This is a genomic window from Tenacibaculum sp. SDUM215027 (assembly GCF_050566205.1).
Lineage (GTDB): Bacteria > Bacteroidota > Bacteroidia > Flavobacteriales > Flavobacteriaceae > Polaribacter.
In genome coordinates, this window is record NZ_JBNXUE010000001.1 from 447,851 (window position 1) to 466,947 (window position 19,097).

Annotated in this window: 19 protein-coding genes; 14 read left to right on the forward strand and 5 right to left on the reverse strand. The window is 31.7% G+C overall.

Annotated elements, in window-relative coordinates; genetic code table 11:
* Positions 1–109 precede the first annotated feature (109 nt).
* The 3 genes from ACQYZ7_RS02080 (at position 110) to serS (ending at position 2,777) form a co-directional block, all read left to right on the forward strand.
* The gene (locus ACQYZ7_RS02080) at positions 110–1,048 is read left to right on the forward strand and encodes a bifunctional riboflavin kinase/FAD synthetase (protein WP_430728142.1); all 939 of its coding nucleotides are present in this window, start codon (positions 110–112) and stop codon (positions 1,046–1,048) included.
* A 160-nt stretch (positions 1,049–1,208) separates the two neighbouring features.
* Positions 1,209–1,436: a helix-turn-helix domain-containing protein gene (locus tag ACQYZ7_RS02085; protein ID WP_430728143.1), complete on the forward strand. Its 228-nt coding sequence runs from the start codon at positions 1,209–1,211 to the stop codon at positions 1,434–1,436.
* A 66-nt stretch (positions 1,437–1,502) separates the two neighbouring features.
* Positions 1,503–2,777 (forward strand): serine--tRNA ligase, encoded by a 1,275-nt coding sequence (serS, locus tag ACQYZ7_RS02090; RefSeq protein ID WP_430728144.1) that lies wholly within the window; start codon positions 1,503–1,505, stop codon positions 2,775–2,777.
* A gap of 91 nt (positions 2,778–2,868) precedes the next feature.
* On the opposite strand, the gene ACQYZ7_RS02095 is transcribed toward serS, so the two are convergent.
* Positions 2,869–3,012 carry a hypothetical protein gene (locus ACQYZ7_RS02095; protein WP_164506679.1) on the reverse strand — a complete coding sequence of 48 codons (144 nt, stop codon included), beginning with the start codon at positions 3,010–3,012 and terminating at the stop codon, positions 2,869–2,871.
* A 177-nt stretch (positions 3,013–3,189) separates the two neighbouring features.
* Here ACQYZ7_RS02095 and ACQYZ7_RS02100 point away from each other — a divergent pair, with 177 nt between their 5' ends.
* The 5 genes from ACQYZ7_RS02100 (at position 3,190) to mgtE (ending at position 8,346) form a co-directional block, all read left to right on the forward strand.
* Positions 3,190–4,968: a tetratricopeptide repeat protein gene (locus ACQYZ7_RS02100; protein ID WP_430728145.1), complete on the forward strand. Its 1,779-nt coding sequence runs from the start codon at positions 3,190–3,192 to the stop codon at positions 4,966–4,968.
* A gap of 76 nt (positions 4,969–5,044) precedes the next feature.
* On the forward strand, positions 5,045–5,374 hold the full coding sequence (locus ACQYZ7_RS02105; RefSeq protein WP_430728146.1) for a DUF4286 family protein: 330 nt from the start codon (positions 5,045–5,047) through the stop codon (positions 5,372–5,374).
* Positions 5,375–5,376: 2 nt separating this feature from the next.
* Positions 5,377–6,102, forward strand: a complete 726-nt coding sequence (bla, locus tag ACQYZ7_RS02110) for a subclass B1 metallo-beta-lactamase (RefSeq protein ID WP_430728147.1) — start codon at positions 5,377–5,379, stop codon at positions 6,100–6,102.
* Between the two features lie 5 nt (positions 6,103–6,107).
* Complete coding sequence (gene rsmA, locus ACQYZ7_RS02115) at positions 6,108–6,911, forward strand: 16S rRNA (adenine(1518)-N(6)/adenine(1519)-N(6))-dimethyltransferase RsmA (RefSeq protein WP_430728148.1); 804 nt, start codon at positions 6,108–6,110, stop codon at positions 6,909–6,911.
* Positions 6,912–6,996: 85 nt separating this feature from the next.
* Positions 6,997–8,346: a magnesium transporter gene (gene mgtE / locus ACQYZ7_RS02120; protein ID WP_430728149.1), complete on the forward strand. Its 1,350-nt coding sequence runs from the start codon at positions 6,997–6,999 to the stop codon at positions 8,344–8,346.
* Here mgtE and ACQYZ7_RS02125 read toward each other — a convergent pair.
* Both ACQYZ7_RS02125 and ACQYZ7_RS02130 read right to left on the reverse strand, forming a co-directional pair.
* Positions 8,343–9,020 (reverse strand): LysE family translocator, encoded by a 678-nt coding sequence (locus ACQYZ7_RS02125; protein WP_430728150.1) that lies wholly within the window; start codon positions 9,018–9,020, stop codon positions 8,343–8,345. The genes mgtE and ACQYZ7_RS02125 overlap by 4 nt on opposite strands.
* A gap of 21 nt (positions 9,021–9,041) precedes the next feature.
* On the reverse strand, positions 9,042–10,091 hold the full coding sequence (locus ACQYZ7_RS02130) for a 2Fe-2S iron-sulfur cluster-binding protein (RefSeq protein ID WP_430728151.1): 1,050 nt from the start codon (positions 10,089–10,091) through the stop codon (positions 9,042–9,044).
* Positions 10,092–10,240: 149 nt separating this feature from the next.
* Between ACQYZ7_RS02130 and ACQYZ7_RS02135 the strand changes: the two genes are divergently transcribed.
* From ACQYZ7_RS02135 to ACQYZ7_RS02150, 4 genes are read left to right on the forward strand one after another with little or no spacing between them, the layout of a single operon-like run.
* Complete coding sequence (locus ACQYZ7_RS02135; protein WP_430728152.1) at positions 10,241–10,579, forward strand: PadR family transcriptional regulator; 339 nt, start codon at positions 10,241–10,243, stop codon at positions 10,577–10,579.
* A 12-nt stretch (positions 10,580–10,591) separates the two neighbouring features.
* A complete protein-coding gene (locus ACQYZ7_RS02140; RefSeq protein WP_430728153.1) occupies positions 10,592–11,287 on the forward strand; it encodes a hypothetical protein in 696 nt (231 codons plus the stop codon).
* A gap of 3 nt (positions 11,288–11,290) precedes the next feature.
* Positions 11,291–11,953, forward strand: a complete 663-nt coding sequence (locus ACQYZ7_RS02145) for a hypothetical protein (RefSeq protein WP_430728154.1) — start codon at positions 11,291–11,293, stop codon at positions 11,951–11,953.
* A gap of 5 nt (positions 11,954–11,958) precedes the next feature.
* Complete coding sequence (locus tag ACQYZ7_RS02150; protein WP_430728155.1) at positions 11,959–12,657, forward strand: hypothetical protein; 699 nt, start codon at positions 11,959–11,961, stop codon at positions 12,655–12,657.
* Positions 12,658–12,699: 42 nt separating this feature from the next.
* Here the strand turns inward: ACQYZ7_RS02150 and rsmI are convergent, their stop codons facing one another.
* On the reverse strand, positions 12,700–13,371 hold the full coding sequence (gene rsmI, locus ACQYZ7_RS02155; protein ID WP_430728156.1) for a 16S rRNA (cytidine(1402)-2'-O)-methyltransferase: 672 nt from the start codon (positions 13,369–13,371) through the stop codon (positions 12,700–12,702).
* Between the two features lie 66 nt (positions 13,372–13,437).
* Between rsmI and ACQYZ7_RS02160 the strand changes: the two genes are divergently transcribed.
* Positions 13,438–15,207: a 1-deoxy-D-xylulose-5-phosphate synthase gene (locus ACQYZ7_RS02160; protein ID WP_430728157.1), complete on the forward strand. Its 1,770-nt coding sequence runs from the start codon at positions 13,438–13,440 to the stop codon at positions 15,205–15,207.
* 50 nt (positions 15,208–15,257) lie between these two features.
* Here the strand turns inward: ACQYZ7_RS02160 and ACQYZ7_RS02165 are convergent, their stop codons facing one another.
* Positions 15,258–17,951, reverse strand: coding sequence for an Ig-like domain-containing protein (locus tag ACQYZ7_RS02165; protein WP_430728158.1), 2,694 nt, complete (start codon positions 17,949–17,951; stop codon positions 15,258–15,260).
* A gap of 193 nt (positions 17,952–18,144) precedes the next feature.
* Here ACQYZ7_RS02165 and ACQYZ7_RS02170 point away from each other — a divergent pair, with 193 nt between their 5' ends.
* The gene (locus ACQYZ7_RS02170) at positions 18,145–19,023 is read left to right on the forward strand and encodes a hypothetical protein (RefSeq protein ID WP_430728159.1); all 879 of its coding nucleotides are present in this window, start codon (positions 18,145–18,147) and stop codon (positions 19,021–19,023) included.
* Positions 19,024–19,097 lie beyond the last annotated feature (74 nt).

Genomic DNA, 19,097 nt, shown 5'->3' on the forward strand with positions numbered 1-19,097 from the left:
CTAATTATAAAGAGAAAAACTTACCAAAAACTAATTTTAGGTTTTATTTATTAATTTATTATTTATCATCTTATACAAATTGTATTTTTGCCTAAATTTATTAGTAGCCTTGGAAATTATACATTCTATTTTTGACCTTACTCCTTCTCAAAAAACAATGGTAACCATTGGTACGTTTGATGGAGTACATATTGGGCATCAAAAAATTATTGAGAAACTGGTTAGTGAAGCAAAGGCTGGCAATAAAAAATCCGTCTTGCTAACATTTTTCCCTCACCCAAGAATGGTGCTACAAAAGGATGTTTCCATAAAACTAATAAACACTATAAATGAAAGAGCGCAACACCTTGAAAAATTAGGATTAGATTATTTAATCATTCATCCTTTTAGTAGAGAGTTTTCAAGACTCACCGCTTTAGATTTTGTTCGTGATATTTTAGTAAACCAATTAAATATTTCTAAACTTATTATTGGTTACGATCATCATTTTGGGAAAAATAGAGAAGGTAATATTGAGCAATTAACTGAATACTCTCACTTGTATGATTTTATAGTTGAAGAAATTCCTGCTCAAGATATTGATGAAGTATCAGTTAGTTCTACCAAAATTAGGAAAGCTCTTGCCAACGGACATTTAAAAACTGCTAATAATTATTTAGGATATAATTTTTCACTTACCGGAAAAGTTGTAAATGGAAAACAATTAGGTGGAAAAATAGGGTTTCCTACGGCAAACATTGATGTACATGAAAATTACAAATTAATTCCTAAAACAGGTGTTTATGTAGTGAAATCTGATATAGACAATACGACTGTTTATGGAATGATGAATATTGGTAACCGACCAACGGTTGATGGTGAACACCAAACAATTGAAGTACATTATTTCAATTTTAACCAAAACTTGTATGGTAAAGAGTTAACTATTGAGCTGCTTTACTACTTAAGAGACGAGCAAAAGTTTGATTCTGTTTCTGACTTAATTTCTCAATTAAAAAAAGACCAGCAAAATTCAATACTCTTTTTAAAAAGTTACGCCAAACCCTAACCTTAAAATCGTACTTAAAGCCCCCACGGTTTCAAATATCTTTAGAATTAGTATTATTGACGTAACTGCACACAAAGTTGTTGTTTTTTTAAAACCTATATAATGACAAGTATGTCATTATGTAATTCATATGTTTTTAAGAATTTGTCTCAAAAAAAGAATGATGCTGTCAAAAAAGGAGATAACCTTAAAAAAGGTAGCCCTTTGTGTAAAAATATTAAGGGAGGAGTATCATATTACTTCTAGTGAGTTTTATATTGATACTGGAATACATTTAGCAAGAATAGAACAAGGAAAAACAAATGTCACTATTACTACTCTTCAAAAAATATGTGATTATTTCAATATTACTTTATCAGACTTCTTTATGATGCTTGAAGAAATTTAGTACACAAAACACATTGCTTAAGTCTATAGCTTCTTTTATCTTTGCTTTTCTTAAAAAATTAAAAAGATGTTACAGGTTCAGTTTATTAGAGAAAACAAACAAACTGTTTTAGACGGGTTGGCAAAACGTAATTTTGCTAATGCCGAAACAATTATTGAAGAAGTATTAACTGCTGATGAAACGCGTAGAACTACACAAGTTTCTTTAGATAATGTTTTAGCTGAATCTAACAAAATATCCAAAGAAATTGGAGGTCTTTTTAAATCTGGTAAAATTGAAGAAGCTAATCAGTTAAAAGCAAAAACAGGTGAATTAAAAGAACAATCTAAGCAATTAACAGAAGAGTTAAACACTGCTGCTGATAGGCTAAACGAATTGTTATATCAAATACCTAATGTTCCTCATCCTTCAGTAAAAAAAGGGAAAAACGAAGAAGACAATGAAGAAGTTTTTAAAGAAGGAATTATTCCAGAGTTAGGAGAAAAAGCTTTACCTCATTGGGAATTAGCAAAGAAGTATGATATCATCGATTTTGATTTAGGCGCAAAAATTACGGGGGCCGGTTTTCCTGTATACAAAGGAAAAGGAGCTCGTTTACAACGTGCTTTAATCAATTATTTCTTAGATAAAAACACTGCTGCTGGTTATAATGAAGTTCAGGTTCCTCATCTAGTAAATGAAGCTTCTGGTTTTGGTACGGGGCAGTTACCAGACAAAGAAGGACAGATGTACCATGTAACTGGTGATGATTTGTATTTAATTCCAACAGCTGAAGTTCCTATAACTAATATGTTCAGAGGTGATTTAGTAAAAGAAGCTGATTTACCAATTACTGTAACGGGGTATACACCTTGCTTTCGTCGTGAAGCGGGTAGTTACGGAGCCCATGTTCGTGGATTAAATCGTTTACACCAATTTGATAAGGTTGAGATTGTTCGTGTTGAGCATCCTGATAATTCTTACAATGCATTGAACGGAATGGTAGAACACATTAAAGAAATTTTACGTGAATTAAAGTTACCGTATCGTATTTTACGTTTATGTGGTGGAGACACTGGTTTTACTTCTGCCTTAACATTTGATTTTGAGTTGTATTCTACAGCTCAAGAGCGTTGGCTAGAAATTAGTTCTGCTTCAAATTTTGAAACGTTTCAGGCAAACCGCTTAAAGTTACGTTTTAAGAATAAAGAAGGTAAAAGTCAATTAGTACATACACTAAACGGAAGTTCATTAGCCTTACCTCGTGTATTAGCAGGTATTTTAGAAAACTACCAAACTGAAAACGGAATTAAAATTCCTGAAGTATTAGTTCCTTACTGTGGTTTTGATATGATTGATTAATCAACCTTCCATATAAAAATGAAAAAATCCCAAGCCTCAATTACGATGCTTGGGATTTTTAATTAATCAATCCCCATTGAAAAAAATATGTTTAGTTGGCAACTACTGCTACCATTAATCTCTTATATTTATTCATTTCTAACAAAGCTTCAAAATATTGAGGTATTTGACCCTTTCTCATAAACTCATTTGCATTCTGCTTTGCTATTTCATATTGTGTTGTAAAATTTCTCATAGTTTACATTGTTTAGTTGTTTTACTAATAAGACAAAGTTCGTGCCAAAATGTTACACTACTATTTAAAAAAGCACCTCTTTTAATAGTATTTTAACAATTTTGTTCTGTACTTTTGATAGATGAAACCGCTCTTAGCGGAATTAGGCATAAAGCACAACGCTTAAACTTTTCCAAAATGAAGAAAATCATTATCCTATTTAATTTACTGATTTTAAGCTTGTTTTGTCACGCACAACAAAACGAATTTATTATTGCTGAAAATTATTTTAGAAATAATGAATATGAAAAAGCAATTCAGTTGTATAAAAAATTATACGATCAAAGCCCGTATAATACAACCTACTTAAAAAAATTAATTACTTGTTATCAAGAAACAGAACAATTTACAGCTGCTGAAAATTTACTCACCCAAAAATTAAAAGAAAAACCTAACTTATCTTATCTATATGTTATTCTTGGTCATAATTTTGAGCGCCAAGAAAAAATTGAAGAGGCTAATAACTACTACCAAAAAGCAATTGAATCCATTAATAAAAAAACTAATTATGGTTCTTTAATAGCTGGACTGTTTAAAAACTATAGCAAATTAGATTTGGCCATTGAAGCTTTTAATAAAATAATGGTAGTTAATCCAAAAGCTAACTATGGATTTCAATTAGCACAGATTTATGGTGAAAAAGGAGATTTTGAACAAATGTTCAAATCATATATTGATTTGGTTGATAAAAACGAAGGCTACCTCAACAATGTTAAACGTTATGCAGGTAAATATTTAACGGATGATAGCGAAGATGAAAACAACATTTTATTTAAAAAAGCACTATTACGAAAGTCAATAAGTAACCCCAAAGATATCTGGAACGATTTACTTTCTTGGTTATTCATTAGGCAAAAACAATACAGCAAAGCTCTTATTCAAAACAAGGCATTACTTACAAGAGACTCAGATAATTTGGGTAAAATTAATGACTTAGGTAAAATAGCTCTAGAAAATAAAGACTATGAAACTGCTAAAGAGTGTTTTAATCTTATTATTGAAAAAACTAATTACCCTAGAGACAAGTTTAAAGCAATAAACAACAACTTAAAAATAGCTATCGACACAAAACAACCTGATGTAGATGAGCGTTTTAATTCCATCTTCAAAGAGTATGGAATAAATTCTAAAACTCTTTTCACACAGGTAGAATATGCTAATTACTTAACCTTTACAAAGAGCAACCCAGAAGAAGCATCTGTTATTTTAAAAAATGCTTTAAACTTTACCAACTCTAAATTTATAAAAGCCACTATAAAGCTTAAACTCGGTGACGTTTTTGTTTATATGGGGAAGTTTAACAAAGGGTTAATTTACTTTTCTCAAGTTCAAACGCTATTCAAAAATCATTACATAGGTCAAGAAGCCCGTTTTAAAGTAGCACAAGCATCTTATTTTAAAAATGATTTTACTTGGGCAAAGGCTCAGTTAAAAATTTTAAAAGGATCCGCAACACAACTCATTGCTAACGATGCTGCCGATTTGTTTTTAACAATTTCAGGTAACGAACCTAAAGACAGTATTGATACAGGTTTAAGAGAATATGCTAAAGCTGATTTGTTAGCTTATCAAAATAAAAACGACGAAGCAATTGCCATTTTAAACAATGTAATTGCTAATTACAAAGGTCAATCTATTGAAGATGAAGCTTTATTTAAACAAGCTCAATTATTTGTTAAAAAGAAACAATATGACGAAGCTATTTTAAATTACACTAAGATAATAGCCTTAGATAAAAAAGGTATTTATGTTGATGATGTATATTATCATATGGCTGAATTATACAACAATAAATTAAATACCCCAGAAAAGGCTAAAGAATACTATCAAAAGATTATTTTTGACCACCCATCGAGTATCTATTTAGTAGAAGCTCGAAAAAAGTTTAGAATACTCAGAGGAGACGATATTAATTGATTTTCCTAAACTACTGTAGTAATGAAATAATTGATACATAGCTACATTTTCATAGACTCATTAAATCATTAAAACTATGTACATATACAACGTAACAATAAATATAGACGAGAGTATACAGGCCGAGTGGCTAACTTGGATAGAAAGCCATATACCAGAAGTGTTAGCAACAGGACATTTTTTAAGTGCTAAAATGACACAGGTATTGGTTGAAGAAGAAATGGGTGGAATTACCTACTCTATTCAATATACTGCAAAAACACGTGAAGATTTAGATAATTACTATAAGTATAGTGCAGAAAAACTACGTAATGACGGTATGAAAAAATTTGCTGATAAAATGTTAGCCTTCCGTACTGAGTTAAAAGTTGTAAATGAATTTTTTCCTGTAGTAAACAGCAATTAACGATGAAAAAAATACTTATTTTCTCATTTTTATCTTTAATCCTTTTCAATTGCAAGAATGGAACAAAGAAAGAGAATTCGATAGCTATTGAAATTGTAAAAGTGTCACCTAACTCATACAGACATACTTCATTTTTAAAAACAGAAGAGTTTGGGAATGTTCCTTGTAACGGAATGATTGTGGTTGATAAAGGTGAAGCTATCATTTTTGATACACCAACGACGACGAAAGCATCTGAAGAACTTATTAAATGGGTGAAAGATTCCTTAAAATGCAATATCAAAGCAATTGTTCCTACTCATTTTCATGTAGATTGTATTGGTGGTTTACCTGAGTTTCACAAAAAAGATATTTCCTCATATGCTAATTTACTAACGACAGAGTTAATCGATAAGACTAATTATAGTTTACCACAAAACTCCTTTGATAAAGAAAAAGATTTTTTTGTAGGTGATAAAAAGGTGATTGCTCGTTTTTTTGGTGAGGGACATACTAAAGACAATATTGTTGCTTACTTTCCTAATGACAATGTTCTTTTTGGGGGGTGTTTAATCAAAACCCTAAATGCTTCAAAAGGAAATTTAAATGATGCTAACACCAACGATTGGTCATCAACTGTAAGAAAAATTAAACAAAGTTACCCTAATATAAAAACTGTTATCCCTGGGCATGGAAATAGTGGCGACGTAAAACTTTTAGATTACACCATTAATTTATTTGAAAATTAAATAACATGACCGTAAGAGCAAAAAAACACTTAGGACAACATTTTTTAAACGATGAAAACATCGCGAAAAAAATAGCTGATTCGTTAACCGAAAACGGATATGATAACGTATTGGAAATTGGTCCTGGTATGGGAGTTTTAACAAAGTATTTGTTAGAGAAAAAACCAAAAGTTACGGTGATGGAGTTAGATTCTGAGTCAGTAACCTATTTACAAGAAACCTTTCCTGTTGAACATTTTAAATTAAATACTTCAAAAGAGAAGTTTACCATTATTGAAGGTGATTTTTTAAAAAAGAACTTTACTGAAATATTTGACAAACAACAAGTTGCTATCATTGGGAATTTCCCATACAATATCTCTTCTCAAATTGTTTTTAAAGCAATTGAAAATCGTGAATTTGTTCCTGAATTTTCAGGAATGTTTCAAAAGGAAGTTGCCCAACGAATTGCCGAAAAAGAAGGGAGTAAAACCTACGGAATTTTATCAGTATTAACACAAGCTTTTTACGATGCTGAATACTTATTTACTGTACCTCCTTCGGTCTTCAATCCACCGCCAAAAGTTGATTCTGGGGTTATTAGACTTATCAGAAAAGAAAACTACACCCTTCCTGTTGATGAAAAATTATTCTTTAGAGTGGTAAAGACTGCTTTCAATCAACGAAGAAAAATGTTGCGTTCAAGTTTAAAATCTTTTAATCTTTCGGATACCTTAAAAGAAGACCCTATATTTGCGATGCGTCCCGAACAATTATCGGTACAAAAATTCATTGAGTTGACACAAAAAATAGCTCAAATCAATAGTTAAGAGCTTATTTTATTTAAAATAAGTCTTCTTTTTGAATTAGATTTCGGAATATTCAAATCTCGATTATCGAGCAAAATTGCAAACGATGGCATTAGAAATCACTAAAGACTTATTAGAAAACGTACAAGAACTGATTAAAAATCAAAAAGACACAGCTCTTTCTGAGGTTTTTTCAGACATTCACTACGCCGATATTGCTGAAGTTTTAGATGAACTGGCTTTTGAAGAAGCTGTATATATTATCCGCTTATTAGATAGTGAAACAACTTCGGATGTATTAATGGAAGTTGATGAAGAAGTTCGTGAAAAAGTTTTTGAACAGCTGTCTGCCAAAGAAATTGCCGAAGAAGTTAATGAGCTTGATACCGATGATGCTGCCGATGTTATTGCAGAACTTCCTGAAGAACGAAAACAAGACGTTATTCGGAAAATTGAAGACCGTGAACATGCCAAAGAAATTGTAGAATTACTACGTTATGATGAAGATTCTGCTGGTGGTTTAATGGCAAAAGAGCTTGTGAAAGTAAATGAAAACTGGAATGTACTTACCTGTGTAAAAAAAATGCGTCAGCAGGCAGAAGAAGTTACTAGAGTTCATTCTATTTATGTAGTAGATGATGAAGGTAAATTAAAAGGACGTTTGTCTTTAAAAGATTTATTAATGGCGTCTACCCGTGCTAAAATTTCAGACGTTTATATTCCACAAGTAGATTTTGTACATGTAAATGATGAAGCAGAAGATGTAGCTAATATCATGCGCAAATACGATTTAGAAGCCATTCCTGTGGTAGATGAATTAGGCGTTTTGGTAGGTAGAATTACCATTGATGATATTGTTGATGTAATTAAAGAAGAGGCTGAGAAAGATTACCAATTAGCAGCGGGTATTACCCAAGACGTTGACTCTGAAGATAGCATCTTACAATTAACTAGAGCACGGTTACCATGGTTGTTCTTAGGTTTAATTGGAGGTATTGGGGCAGCAAGAATTATGGGCTTTTTTGAAGGTGCTTTAGAAGAAAATGCTATTCTTTTTATGTTTACTCCTCTTATTGCCGCTATGGCAGGTAACGTTGGAGTACAATCATCAGCAATTATTGTACAAGGGTTAGCGAATGATGATGTAAAAGGGAGTGTTTCCAATCGCTTACTTAAAGAAATGTCTCTAGCGGCTGTTAACGGGCTTGTTTTAGCTATTATTTTGTTCTTCTTTATTTGGGCTTGGAAGTCAGATATGATTATAGCTTCTGCTATCTCAATCTCTTTATTTGCTGTTATTATAGTAGCTGGTTTGGTAGGTACTTTTATTCCTTTGTTTTTAGATAAGAGAGGTATTGATCCTGCAATTGCAACTGGTCCTTTCATTACAACGAGTAACGATATTTTTGGAATTTTAATCTACTTTTGGATAGCAAAAATGATCATTGGATTCTAATCGATTGATTCTACTTTCTCAATCAGATTATCAATCTTACTTTCAGGAATAAATCCTTTTAGCATTAACACAGCTCCAAAAACGATTAATAACACCCCCATTCCTCGTTTTATTCGGTAAATAACTAATGGTGTCAACTTACTTTTTAGCTGTTTAGCAAGTAATATTTTCCCTAAATCAGTAATAGCATAACCAGCTATTACAGTTCCAAAATACCAAACTAAATACTTCGGGTTCATATCATACGTAGGTCCTATAACCACAATTAAACCTAACCAAAAAGCTAATACTCCTATATTTATAAAGTTTAAGAAAAAACCTTTAAATAGTAGTTTTAAATAATTATTACTTTCTGGCAACGTCACATCAGGGGCTTTTGCTTCTTTTTTATTGTTTTTATCTAAGTAAGTAATTAACCCATAAACAATAAGTACCAGCCCGCCAATAAGAAACAAACGCGGATCATCTTTTATTTTTTCTAGTAGACTTCTACTCCCAAAATAGGCTATTAACATAAAAGAAATATCTCCTAAAATCACCCCTATATCAAAAGCAATAGCTGCTCGAGCACCTTTTAAAATACTGGTTTTAATTAGCATAAAAAATACAGGCCCAATCATAAAGGCCATGAAAACACCTACAAAAAATGCGTTTTTAAAGTCGTAAAAATCCATCCTATAAAGTTACACTTTTACCTAAACATCATCAAAGTCTATCACTATTTTCTGTGTTGTTGGATGTGCTTGACAAGTAAGCACCAAACCTTCTTCTAATTCATCATCCGTTAAAATAGAATTTTTAGTCATCACCGCTTTTCCTTCCGTCACTTTTCCTATACAACTGCTGCAAACTCCTCCTTGACATGAGTATGGAGCGTCGAGTTTATTACGTAAAGAAGCTGCCAAAATAGTATCGGTTTTTTCCATCATAAAAGTATGCTCTTCATCATCTAACAATACTTTTACTTCCGATTTTCCATCTGGAATATGTAATTGCGCCTCTTCTTCTGAAATACTTGCAGTAAATAATTCAAAATAAATCTTTTCTTCGTCAAATCCATTCTCTTGAAGTGTGTCAGAAATCGTTTGAATCATTCCTTCAGGTCCACACAAGTATGCTGAGTTAAAAGAAACATCTTTATGAATATTCTTTACAAAATAATTTACATGTCCTTTATCAATTCTACCTAATTTACTGTTTGTTCTAACCTCTTGACTGAACACATAGTGCAAGTTAAATCGAGTAGGATATTGTTCTACTAGCTCATTTAATTCTTCATAAAAAATCGTGCTCTCAGCTTTTTTATTTCCAAAAACTAGTGTTATTGTTGAAGTCGATTCGTTTTCTAGTACCGTTTTTACCATTGATAAAACAGGTGTAATCCCGCTTCCTGCAGCAAATGCAATATAATTTTTATCTGCCTGTGGCTCTAAAATAAACTTTCCTTCTGGTTCAGAAACCTCTAAAAAAGTATCTTCTTTTAGTTTCGTTGTTGCATAGGTTGAAAATGTTCCATGATCAACGGCTTTTACCGCAACCTTAATCTGATTACTATTAGGTGAAGCACATATAGAATATGCTCTTCTTATTTCCCTATCATCTAGAGTAGCTTTTATGGTAATATATTGTCCAGCAATAAAAGTATAGGCTTCTTTTAATTCTGCTGGAATAGCAAATAAAATAGAAACAGCATCAGCAGTTTCTTTTATTATTTTTTCTATGCGTAGTTTATGAAATGTAGACATCTATTCTTTTTAAAGAGCTACAAAAATAAGAAACTCAAGAAGAAGAAAAGTTAGGGTTTTTATAAAAAATATACATAAGAGTTTTATACATAAGGAAATTATGTATATTTGTATACCTAAAATTCTTAGGCATAAGAAAACTCATAATCATGGGAAACCAAAAACTATACAAAGGGTCACTACAAACTATTATTTTGAAACTATTAGCTCAAAATGATAAAATGTACGGATATGAAATTACTCAAAAAGTAAAAGAACTTACCAAAGGAGAGTTAAAAATCACAGAAGGTGCTTTGTATCCTGCTCTACATAAACTAGAAGCGGAAGGACTGTTAGATGTTGAAGTTGCTAAGGTTGGAAATCGCTTACGTAAATATTATAAGCTTACTGAAAATGGCTCCAAAGAAACTGTAAACCGACTCTCAGAAATGCAAGAATTTTTAAACACCATGCAACAATTGGTAAACCCTAAGTTAAATTTGGAATAAAAATATATCGCTATGGAATTAACAAAAGAACAAATACAGGAGATTGATAACTACATTTCTTTATGTGGTATTAAGTTTTATGATGTAAAAACAGAATTAATTGATCATTTTGCCTCAATTTTAGAAAAGCGTCTAATTGATGAACCAAATTTAGACATTAAAAAAACGATTATAGAAGAACATAAAAAATTTGGTGATCAAGGTTTTAAAAAATTATTAAAAACAAAAACAAAGGCTGTTCATAAGCGCTTTTATAAACTTACCTTTTTACATCTTCAATCATTCTTAAAACTACCTAAAATATTAATTACAATAGCTCTTTTTTTTATATTCAAAGAACTAATGAGTCTTTTTGAAAACAAAGAGCACTTCTTTGATTTACTTTCTGGTATTGGTCTTTTAATTATTACACAGTTGTTAATTCGTATTTCTATTGAATTTGGTAATCAAAGGGAACTCTTTAATCGAAAGGAACATTTTTTAGTACTCAATAAATCTGATATTTTTTTACAGTTTATTAACCTAATTTTTATCTTTTTTAATAGTAGTGTTACTTTCAGAAACGAACAAAGTTTTACTAATAATAATTATAATTTAATTCATTTAGGAGTATTTGTTTTATTACTACTTTTTTACTGGTCAAGTGAATATGTGTTTTATCAAAATAAACAAACTGTTAAAAGACAATATCCAAACGTTTTAATATAAGCTATGGAATTAACAAAAGAACAAATTAAAAAAATAGACCTTTTTTTAGAAGGAATAGGAATTGAATATATAGATATTCGTTTTGAAATGGTAGATCATATTGCTACTGAAATTGAAAATAACATTGACGATACTACTACTTTTTTTGAGTATAATGGCTTTCAAACTCCTTTCATAAAATATATGTTTAGCAGAAAAAAGGAATACTTCGAAAGCTATAAAAAGCAAAAAAGAAGGTCTCTTTGGGTGAATATCAAAAAAACACTAGTTACTGTTTTCAAAGAGTCTATAAAACCTATTAACTTTATATCTATTTTACTCTTTTTATTTGCTATTAACCTCCTAGAAAAGTTCAGTCTAAAATATACAAGTGAAGTTGTTTTTATTTCATTTTTTCTTACTTTCTTTTACTTTACAATAAAATTTAATCAGTTTAAAAAGAAGTTTGGAGACGTTAAGATTATTCATTCTTATACATCTATTTTAATGTTTAACTACATTATCTCTTTTCACTTTCCTGGAATTACTCCTATTTTTAGTGAAGGTAATTATTCACCTTTTCTTCTATATAAATGCTTTACAGCTCTAATTATTAATTTTTTAGTCTTTATGTGTTATCTGAATGAAAAAGCAAAGATTGAAAAACGCTTTAAAAATTTAGCTTAAACACTATGAAATTAACCGACCAACATATAAAAAAATTATACAAGTTTACGCGTCAACATTATGTAGAGCATTACGATGTACAAACCGAATTAGTAGACCATCTGGCTAACTATATAGAACAAATTTGGAAAGAAAACCCAACACTTACTTTTGAGCAAGCACGTGATAAATCGTTTAAAAAATTTGGCGTATTTGGTTTCATGGATGTTGTAAAACAAAAGCAAGGTCAAATGAATAAAAAGTACTTTAAAATCATTTTAGGTTTCGTAAAAGAATGGTTTTCTGTTCCTAAAATAGTATTAACAATAACAATGCTTTATTGTTTTTATCTTCTTTTACAATTTCCTTTTGCACAATATTTATTCCCTGGATTTTTCTTTACCATTTTAATAATTGAATTTATTGTAATATTTAAAAAAAGAAAAATGCTAAACGCTAAATTTAAAAAAACAGGAAAAAAATGGATGCTAGAGGATATCATTGAAACACAAGGCCATGGGAATATTGTGCTTGTATTATTCTATGTGTTTCAGTTTTTAATCCCAAACTCATATGAAAACTTAAGTACATTAACCAGTATAATTATTGCAGTAGCAACAACATTGGCTTTTATTATTGGATATGTAAGTTTAGTAGTCGTTCCTAAAAAGGCAGAAAAACTATTAGAAAAACACTATTCAGAATACAAACTGGTTAACTCTTAAAAACAAACATTTAAACCCTTCAACAAATCAACGTGCATAAAACTACTTTTTCCCATCAACTACAACCACGATTTCACCTTTAGCTGGTTTTTCAGTATAATATGCTAGCACTTCTTTTACACTTCCTCGTTTGGTTTCTTCAAACAATTTTGTCAGTTCTCTAGAAACCGATATTTGTCTATCCTCTCCAAAATACTCTGCAAAATTTGCGAGTGTTTTCAATAACTTGTGTGGACTCTCATAAAAAATCATCGTACGAGTTTCTTCTGCCAAGAATTTTAATCGTGTTTGACGTCCCTTTTTTACAGGTAAAAAACCTTCAAAAACAAATTTGTCATTCGGCAACCCAGAATTCACCAAAGCTGGCACAAAAGCTGTAGCTCCTGGTAAACACTCTACATCAACACCATGCTGTACGCACGCTCTTGTTAATAAAAACCCAGGATCGGAAATTGCAGGAGTTCCAGCATCGGAAATTAATGCAAACGTTTCACCGCTTTGTATACGTTTTACAATAGTATCCACTGTTTTGTGTTCGTTGTGCATATGATGCGATTGCATAGGTGTAGCAATATCAAAATGCTTCAGTAGTTTTCCGCTTGTACGCGTGTCTTCTGCCAAAATATAATCTACTTCCTGTAAGACTTTAAGCGCTCTTAACGTAATGTCTTCTAAATTCCCAATTGGTGTGGGTACCAAGTACAATTTGCTCATACAACAAAACTACAAAGTTTTTGGTCTAAAAAGTTAGGAATCTCTACCTTTTTGTACTTTTGCTATATGTCGAACGACCTTTTGAAAAACATTCAAATTCCTGCTGATTTGCGCAAGCTAACATCAGAAGAATTACCACAGCTCGCCCAAGAATTGCGTGAGTTTATTATTGATATAGTTGCCACAAAAGAAGGGCATTTAGGCGCAAGTTTAGGCGTGGTAGAATTGACTATTGCGCTTCATTATATGTTTGATACCCCGAACGATTTATTAGTTTGGGATGTAGGGCATCAAGCCTACGGACATAAAATTTTAACAGGAAGAAAAGACGCTTTTCATACCAATCGACAATTTGATGGTATTTCTGGTTTCCCTAAACGTTCAGAAAGTGAATACGACACCTTTGGTGTTGGGCACTCCTCTACTGCTATTTCAGCAGCTTTAGGAATGGCTATTGCTTCAAAACTACAAGGAGCAAAAAAACATCATATTGCTGTGATTGGAGATGCTTCTATCGCAAGCGGAATGGCTTTTGAAGCCTTAAACCATGCAGGGGACACCAATGCAAATTTATTAGTTATTTTAAACGATAATGCAATTGGAATTGATCCATCGGTAGGCGCATTGAAAGATTATTTGACAAAAATAAAAGCTCCGCGACTAGAGATTGAACAGCACAATATTTTTGAAGCATTAAATTTTGACTATTCAGGGCCTATTGACGGACATAATTTTGGTGAATTATTATCAGAATTAGAGCGCTTGAAGAATATACAAGGGCCTAAATTTCTTCATGTAATTACCACGAAAGGTAAAGGACTACGACAAGCTGAGCAAGATCAGGTAAAATATCATGCTCCTGGGAAGTTTGATAAAATTTCTGGAGATGTGCTACCCAAAGAAGAAAGCAAATACACTAAGTTTCAAGATGTTTTTGGGAAAACCATTGTTGAACTAGCGCAACAAAACGAAAAAATTGTGGGGATTACTCCTGCAATGCTAACAGGAAGCTCATTAAAGTTCATGATGCACGAATTTCCTGATAGAACATTTGATGTAGGTATTGCTGAACAACATGCGGTAACCTTAGCTGCGGGTATGGCAACTCAAAGGCTAATTCCTTTTTGTAATATCTATTCTACCTTTTTACAACGTGCTTACGACCAAATAATTCACGATGTTGCTTTGCAAAACTTGCCTGTCATTTTTTGCTTAGATAGAGCAGGGTTAGTAGGTGAAGATGGAGCAACACATCACGGAGTTTTTGATTTAGCGTATTTACGTTGCATACCCAATTTAATTGTATTTGCCCCTCGTAACGAAATAGAGCTACGTAACATAATGTTTACCGCTCAACAGGGTCTTGAACATCCGATAGCTATTAGATATCCAAGAGGAAAAGGTAAATTAGAACAATGGCAACTTCCTTTTGAAAAAATTAAAATTGGAAAAGGAACCTGTTTAAAAGAAGGAAATCAAACAGCAGTGCTATCTATTGGAACTATTGCTGATAATGTCTCAGAAGCAATAAATCAGCTTGAAAATAAAAAGGTTGCTGCACATTACGACCTACGTTTTGTAAAACCTTTAGACAAACAACTTTTAGACACTATTTTCAAAAAATTTGACACTATTATCACTGTTGAAGATGGCACTATTAAAGGTGGATTTGGAAGTGAAATTTTAGAATATGCTTCCGAAGTAAACTATCAAGGAAAAATTAAACTATTAGGAATTCCTGATGAGTTTATCCATCATGGAACTATTCAGCAGTTACAAGAGGTTTGTGAAATAGATGCTGCTTCTATTAGAAAAACAATTCAAAATTTATTATAAAAAAGGTGAAATACTATTAGTATTTCACCTTTTCAACTATTAAAAAACTTCTATTTCAAAATTATTTTTTCAGAAAGTTTCTTTTGTCCTAATTCATCATATATTTCAACAATGTAGATTGAGTTTTTTGAAATTATGGAAACATCTATCGAATTATTAATTACAGGTGCTTCTATTACTTTTCTTCCTGATACGTCTATTATTTTTGCTATCCACAAAACTGTATTTTTTCCTCCTTTAATATAAATCCTATCAACAGCTGGATTTGGATAAATACTCATTCCTGAGGTATTTGTTTCTTCTATTTTTTGGCTTCTTAATTGTGCTTTTGCAGAGGTATTCAAACAAACCTGTTTAGTCTCCGAAGACCCAAAGCTTCCTCCTGAAGCTAATACGTCGCCATTATTATTAGTTATTTCATACGAACCGCTTCCATAACTACAGCAAATGCCATCACCATATGTATCATTAATTGTAAAGTCATAACAACCCACTAGTAAGCATTTAGATACAGTTATTGTTTCTCCATTTCCTTGTGAATAATCTCCCCCACTCATTACCGTTTCTCCATTAGAGTTCTTTAAAGTCCATGAAGTTTCTGAAGAATACTTATCAAAGGTAATTGTTACGTTTACATCCTCACATTCTGGAGTTTCTCCTCCTCCATCTCCATTATCGGGATTTCCAGTGCTATAAGTAACTACTAATTTTGGTGCACTCGCACTAGTTCCATCGTACGATTCTGCTGTTCGTTCTCCTGTTCCAGAAATATAAAACATCATTGAATTACCAGTTGCCCAATTAGATTTGTTCACAACATATTGTACCAGTGATTTTAAATCTGGTGTTCTTTGTGCTGTCCCCGAGGCTCCAACTGAACTCCACGAACTAGGATTCCAAGCAACTGATTGACTATAATAACTCCTTGACGTTATATTATAGCTTTGAGAAGTAATGTCTGGTGCGTTTGATGAATCTTGAATCTTTATTGCTAATGATGTGCTTCCTGAATTTGTTTCATCTGTAGTAAATTGTATGTATGCATCTGTAATCGTAGCATCAGCTGGTACGTTTAAATTTCTAAATAATAATCCTATATGCTGATTTCCTTTCGAGCTTCCATCATAAACTAATTCTAAATCAGAACTATTCATATACATCGTTCCAGACGACTCATATTGTTCAGCATCATCATTTGTACTATTAATTGTTGATGTAACCGTCTTAGAAACATTTCCTACAAAAACTGAAACCTCTTCAGAAGTAGTTTCGTATCCGTCATTATCTGTAGCCTTTACTTTAATAGTATATGATTGGTTATCAATTGAAGGTGTCCAATTATAAGAGTAAGGAGCACTTGTATCTGTACCTACTAAAGTATTATTTACATAAAACTTAACACTTGAAATTGTTCCATCACTATCATTTGCTGTAGCGGAAATTGTTACTGGAGTGTTTACTGTATGTGACGACCCTGATAATGGGCTTGTAATTGCAACTTCTGGGTAGCTAACATTACTACTTATAATTGTTACTACACTTCCATTAGATGGATTCCATATATCTAAATTCGATGGTATTGTGAATGGATTTTGATTTGAAACTGAACCTACACTATTAGCATTATCTACCTTAATAGTTCTAACTTCAATTTTAGATTCTTCAACAAAAATCCATTTAAACTGATTAAATGTACTCGCATTTCTCGTCCAGTTTTTTGAATCATTAGATGAACGTAAAGGTGCTCCCCAGCAGCCTTCTCCTACGTATATAGTTCCATTAGCATCATCTCTAACAAAACCTTCGTCACAATTACTTCCACTAGAACACGGTTTTACTGGCCATGTTGTTTTTACTGTATGAGAATCTGATTCAAATACTAAATTCACGCCTTTATCATAAAACAATTGAGACCAACTTGAATACTCATCATTTCCTTCTGATTTTGATGATACATGTGGACGCATAGGTTTGTGATATTGAGCTGATTTCCAAATAGAATTATTTGCATTCAACTTTTGACTTAACCATGTATACTGAGTTCCTCCAGCTGAAATTTCTGAATTTAACGTATAAATTGTATATAAGTTATTTCCAAAAGTTATGTCGTAATAAACACTTGTTGAAGGAACATTAAACAGGTTATAAATACTACTATTTGAACCTTCGTGATTTCCTCGCGTTGGTACAATAGGAAACATTCTTCCGTCATTTGCAGTCGTATATTGCCAATCGTTAAACCAATCTTGCCATTCAGAGCTTGAATCTCCGTTCGTCATATCTCCTCCAAAAAACACAGCGGTAGGCTTCAATTTAGAAACTAATAAATTAGCATCTCTTCTTGGTGTTCTATTGTTTCTTGAATCACCTCCAGCAATAAATGACATTTTATCGTTAGTGCTAGGTGCTGTTTTAAACCAGAAGCGACTGCTTACTCCTTCGCTGTCTTTAATTACAAAATAATAGTTGGTATTGGGGCTTAATCCAGTTAATTTAGCAAAGGTGTTACTCATTCCTTTATAAGAAACTGAACGATCTACAGATTTAGAACTTGGGTAACTTGACCAATTAGTTCCATTATCACTGGTTCCGTAGTATACAACTGGGTTAGATCCTGAAATTTGATTCCAGCCAATCATAATGGTTGTTGCCGGATTGTCTGTGATGATTAATCGGTACTTATCATTAGAGGCATAAGTACTAAGAGCTGCTAATAATAACAGTGTTAAAATAATTTTTTTCATTGTGAGGGACTTTAAAGTTTAATAGTTAGTTACACAAATATATTTTTTCCCTTTCAATTTAATAGGTTATTTTTATTAAAAATAATCATATAATAATCTGGTTAACATTCACCTAACTATATTTTTATGGTTTACTAATCTTATTTTAACAAACTACATACCCCCTATTTTTACTTTTGTTTAAACCTTACTTATGAATAACAAAACCCTTCTCCAGTTCTTAAAAATTAGTTCCTTTTTTATTTTTTTTGGTAGAGCTTATCAGCACTTATTTTGGGATGCTCCATACAGAAGTTTCTTCTGGGATCAACTATTGTTAGAACCTGTAATTAGTTTTGTTTTTGACACTACTTGGCAATCGTATGTTACCAACCTAAACACCGACCATGCTATACAATTTCTTACCAAAAGCATTGGTGTTTTATATCTAGTTTGTGCTGTTATTTCAATTTTAATAAATGAAAACTCAAAAAAGTGGATGCGTAATATTTTAAAGTTAGGCGCAGTAAGTTTAGTTTTTTTAGCTTTAATGATTACAAAAGATAAATTTTATCACCTTATAATGTTTTTTGAGCACACCATTCAATTTGGAGTGCCTGTTGCTTTGTTATATTTCTTAAGACATAAAAACATATCTCTCTTGATTTTTTACTTAAAAGTTTTTATTGCATTGGCTTTTACTTGTCACGGAATGTACGCTATTGGTGTTTTTTATCCGTTACCAGGTAATTTTGTTACCATGACCTTAAACATACTACCTGTACAAGAAGAAATGGCTAAAAACCTATTATTTGTAGCTGGTGTTTTAGATTTCATTATTGCTATCGCTATATTTATTCCTAAACTTTCAAAAGCAGCCTTGCTATATGCATGCTTTTGGGGTATTGTAACTGCTTTTGCAAGAATTCTTAGTGGCTTTCATTATGGTTTTTCTTTAAGTATTATGCATCAGTATTTATACTTAACAATATATAGACTTCCTCACGGATTAATACCACTAATGGTTTATCTATACTTAGTCAAAAACAATTCTAAAAAGCCTAGAACTAACAACAGTTTGGTTTCTACTTGATTTACTTAATTAATATTTAAATGACACTTGGTAAAATAAATTTGAAGTTGTTTTGTTGAACTTTCAGAAACTAA

What these genes read in the sequence shown, in the direction of transcription:
- ACQYZ7_RS02135 (WP_430728152.1), top strand. Translation starts at nt 10,241, where the DNA reads ATGGGAAACCAAAAACTATACAAAGGGTCACTACAAACTATTATTTTG.
- ACQYZ7_RS02145 (WP_430728154.1), top strand. Translation starts at nt 11,291, where the DNA reads ATGGAATTAACAAAAGAACAAATTAAAAAAATAGACCTTTTTTTAGAA.
- ACQYZ7_RS02165 (WP_430728158.1), bottom strand. Translation starts at nt 17,951, where the DNA reads ATGAAAAAAATTATTTTAACACTGTTATTATTAGCAGCTCTTAGTACT.
- ACQYZ7_RS02130 (WP_430728151.1), bottom strand. Translation starts at nt 10,091, where the DNA reads ATGTCTACATTTCATAAACTACGCATAGAAAAAATAATAAAAGAAACT.
- ACQYZ7_RS02160 (WP_430728157.1), top strand. Translation starts at nt 13,438, where the DNA reads ATGTCGAACGACCTTTTGAAAAACATTCAAATTCCTGCTGATTTGCGC.
- ACQYZ7_RS02100 (WP_430728145.1), top strand. Translation starts at nt 3,190, where the DNA reads ATGAAGAAAATCATTATCCTATTTAATTTACTGATTTTAAGCTTGTTT.
- ACQYZ7_RS02140 (WP_430728153.1), top strand. Translation starts at nt 10,592, where the DNA reads ATGGAATTAACAAAAGAACAAATACAGGAGATTGATAACTACATTTCT.
- bla (WP_430728147.1), top strand. Translation starts at nt 5,377, where the DNA reads ATGAAAAAAATACTTATTTTCTCATTTTTATCTTTAATCCTTTTCAAT.
- rsmI (WP_430728156.1), bottom strand. Translation starts at nt 13,371, where the DNA reads ATGAGCAAATTGTACTTGGTACCCACACCAATTGGGAATTTAGAAGAC.
- ACQYZ7_RS02085 (WP_430728143.1), top strand. Translation starts at nt 1,209, where the DNA reads ATGATGCTGTCAAAAAAGGAGATAACCTTAAAAAAGGTAGCCCTTTGT.
- ACQYZ7_RS02150 (WP_430728155.1), top strand. Translation starts at nt 11,959, where the DNA reads ATGAAATTAACCGACCAACATATAAAAAAATTATACAAGTTTACGCGT.
- ACQYZ7_RS02170 (WP_430728159.1), top strand. Translation starts at nt 18,145, where the DNA reads ATGAATAACAAAACCCTTCTCCAGTTCTTAAAAATTAGTTCCTTTTTT.
- serS (WP_430728144.1), top strand. Translation starts at nt 1,503, where the DNA reads ATGTTACAGGTTCAGTTTATTAGAGAAAACAAACAAACTGTTTTAGAC.
- ACQYZ7_RS02105 (WP_430728146.1), top strand. Translation starts at nt 5,045, where the DNA reads ATGTACATATACAACGTAACAATAAATATAGACGAGAGTATACAGGCC.
- ACQYZ7_RS02095 (WP_164506679.1), bottom strand. Translation starts at nt 3,012, where the DNA reads ATGAGAAATTTTACAACACAATATGAAATAGCAAAGCAGAATGCAAAT.
- rsmA (WP_430728148.1), top strand. Translation starts at nt 6,108, where the DNA reads ATGACCGTAAGAGCAAAAAAACACTTAGGACAACATTTTTTAAACGAT.
- ACQYZ7_RS02125 (WP_430728150.1), bottom strand. Translation starts at nt 9,020, where the DNA reads ATGGATTTTTACGACTTTAAAAACGCATTTTTTGTAGGTGTTTTCATG.
- mgtE (WP_430728149.1), top strand. Translation starts at nt 6,997, where the DNA reads ATGGCATTAGAAATCACTAAAGACTTATTAGAAAACGTACAAGAACTG.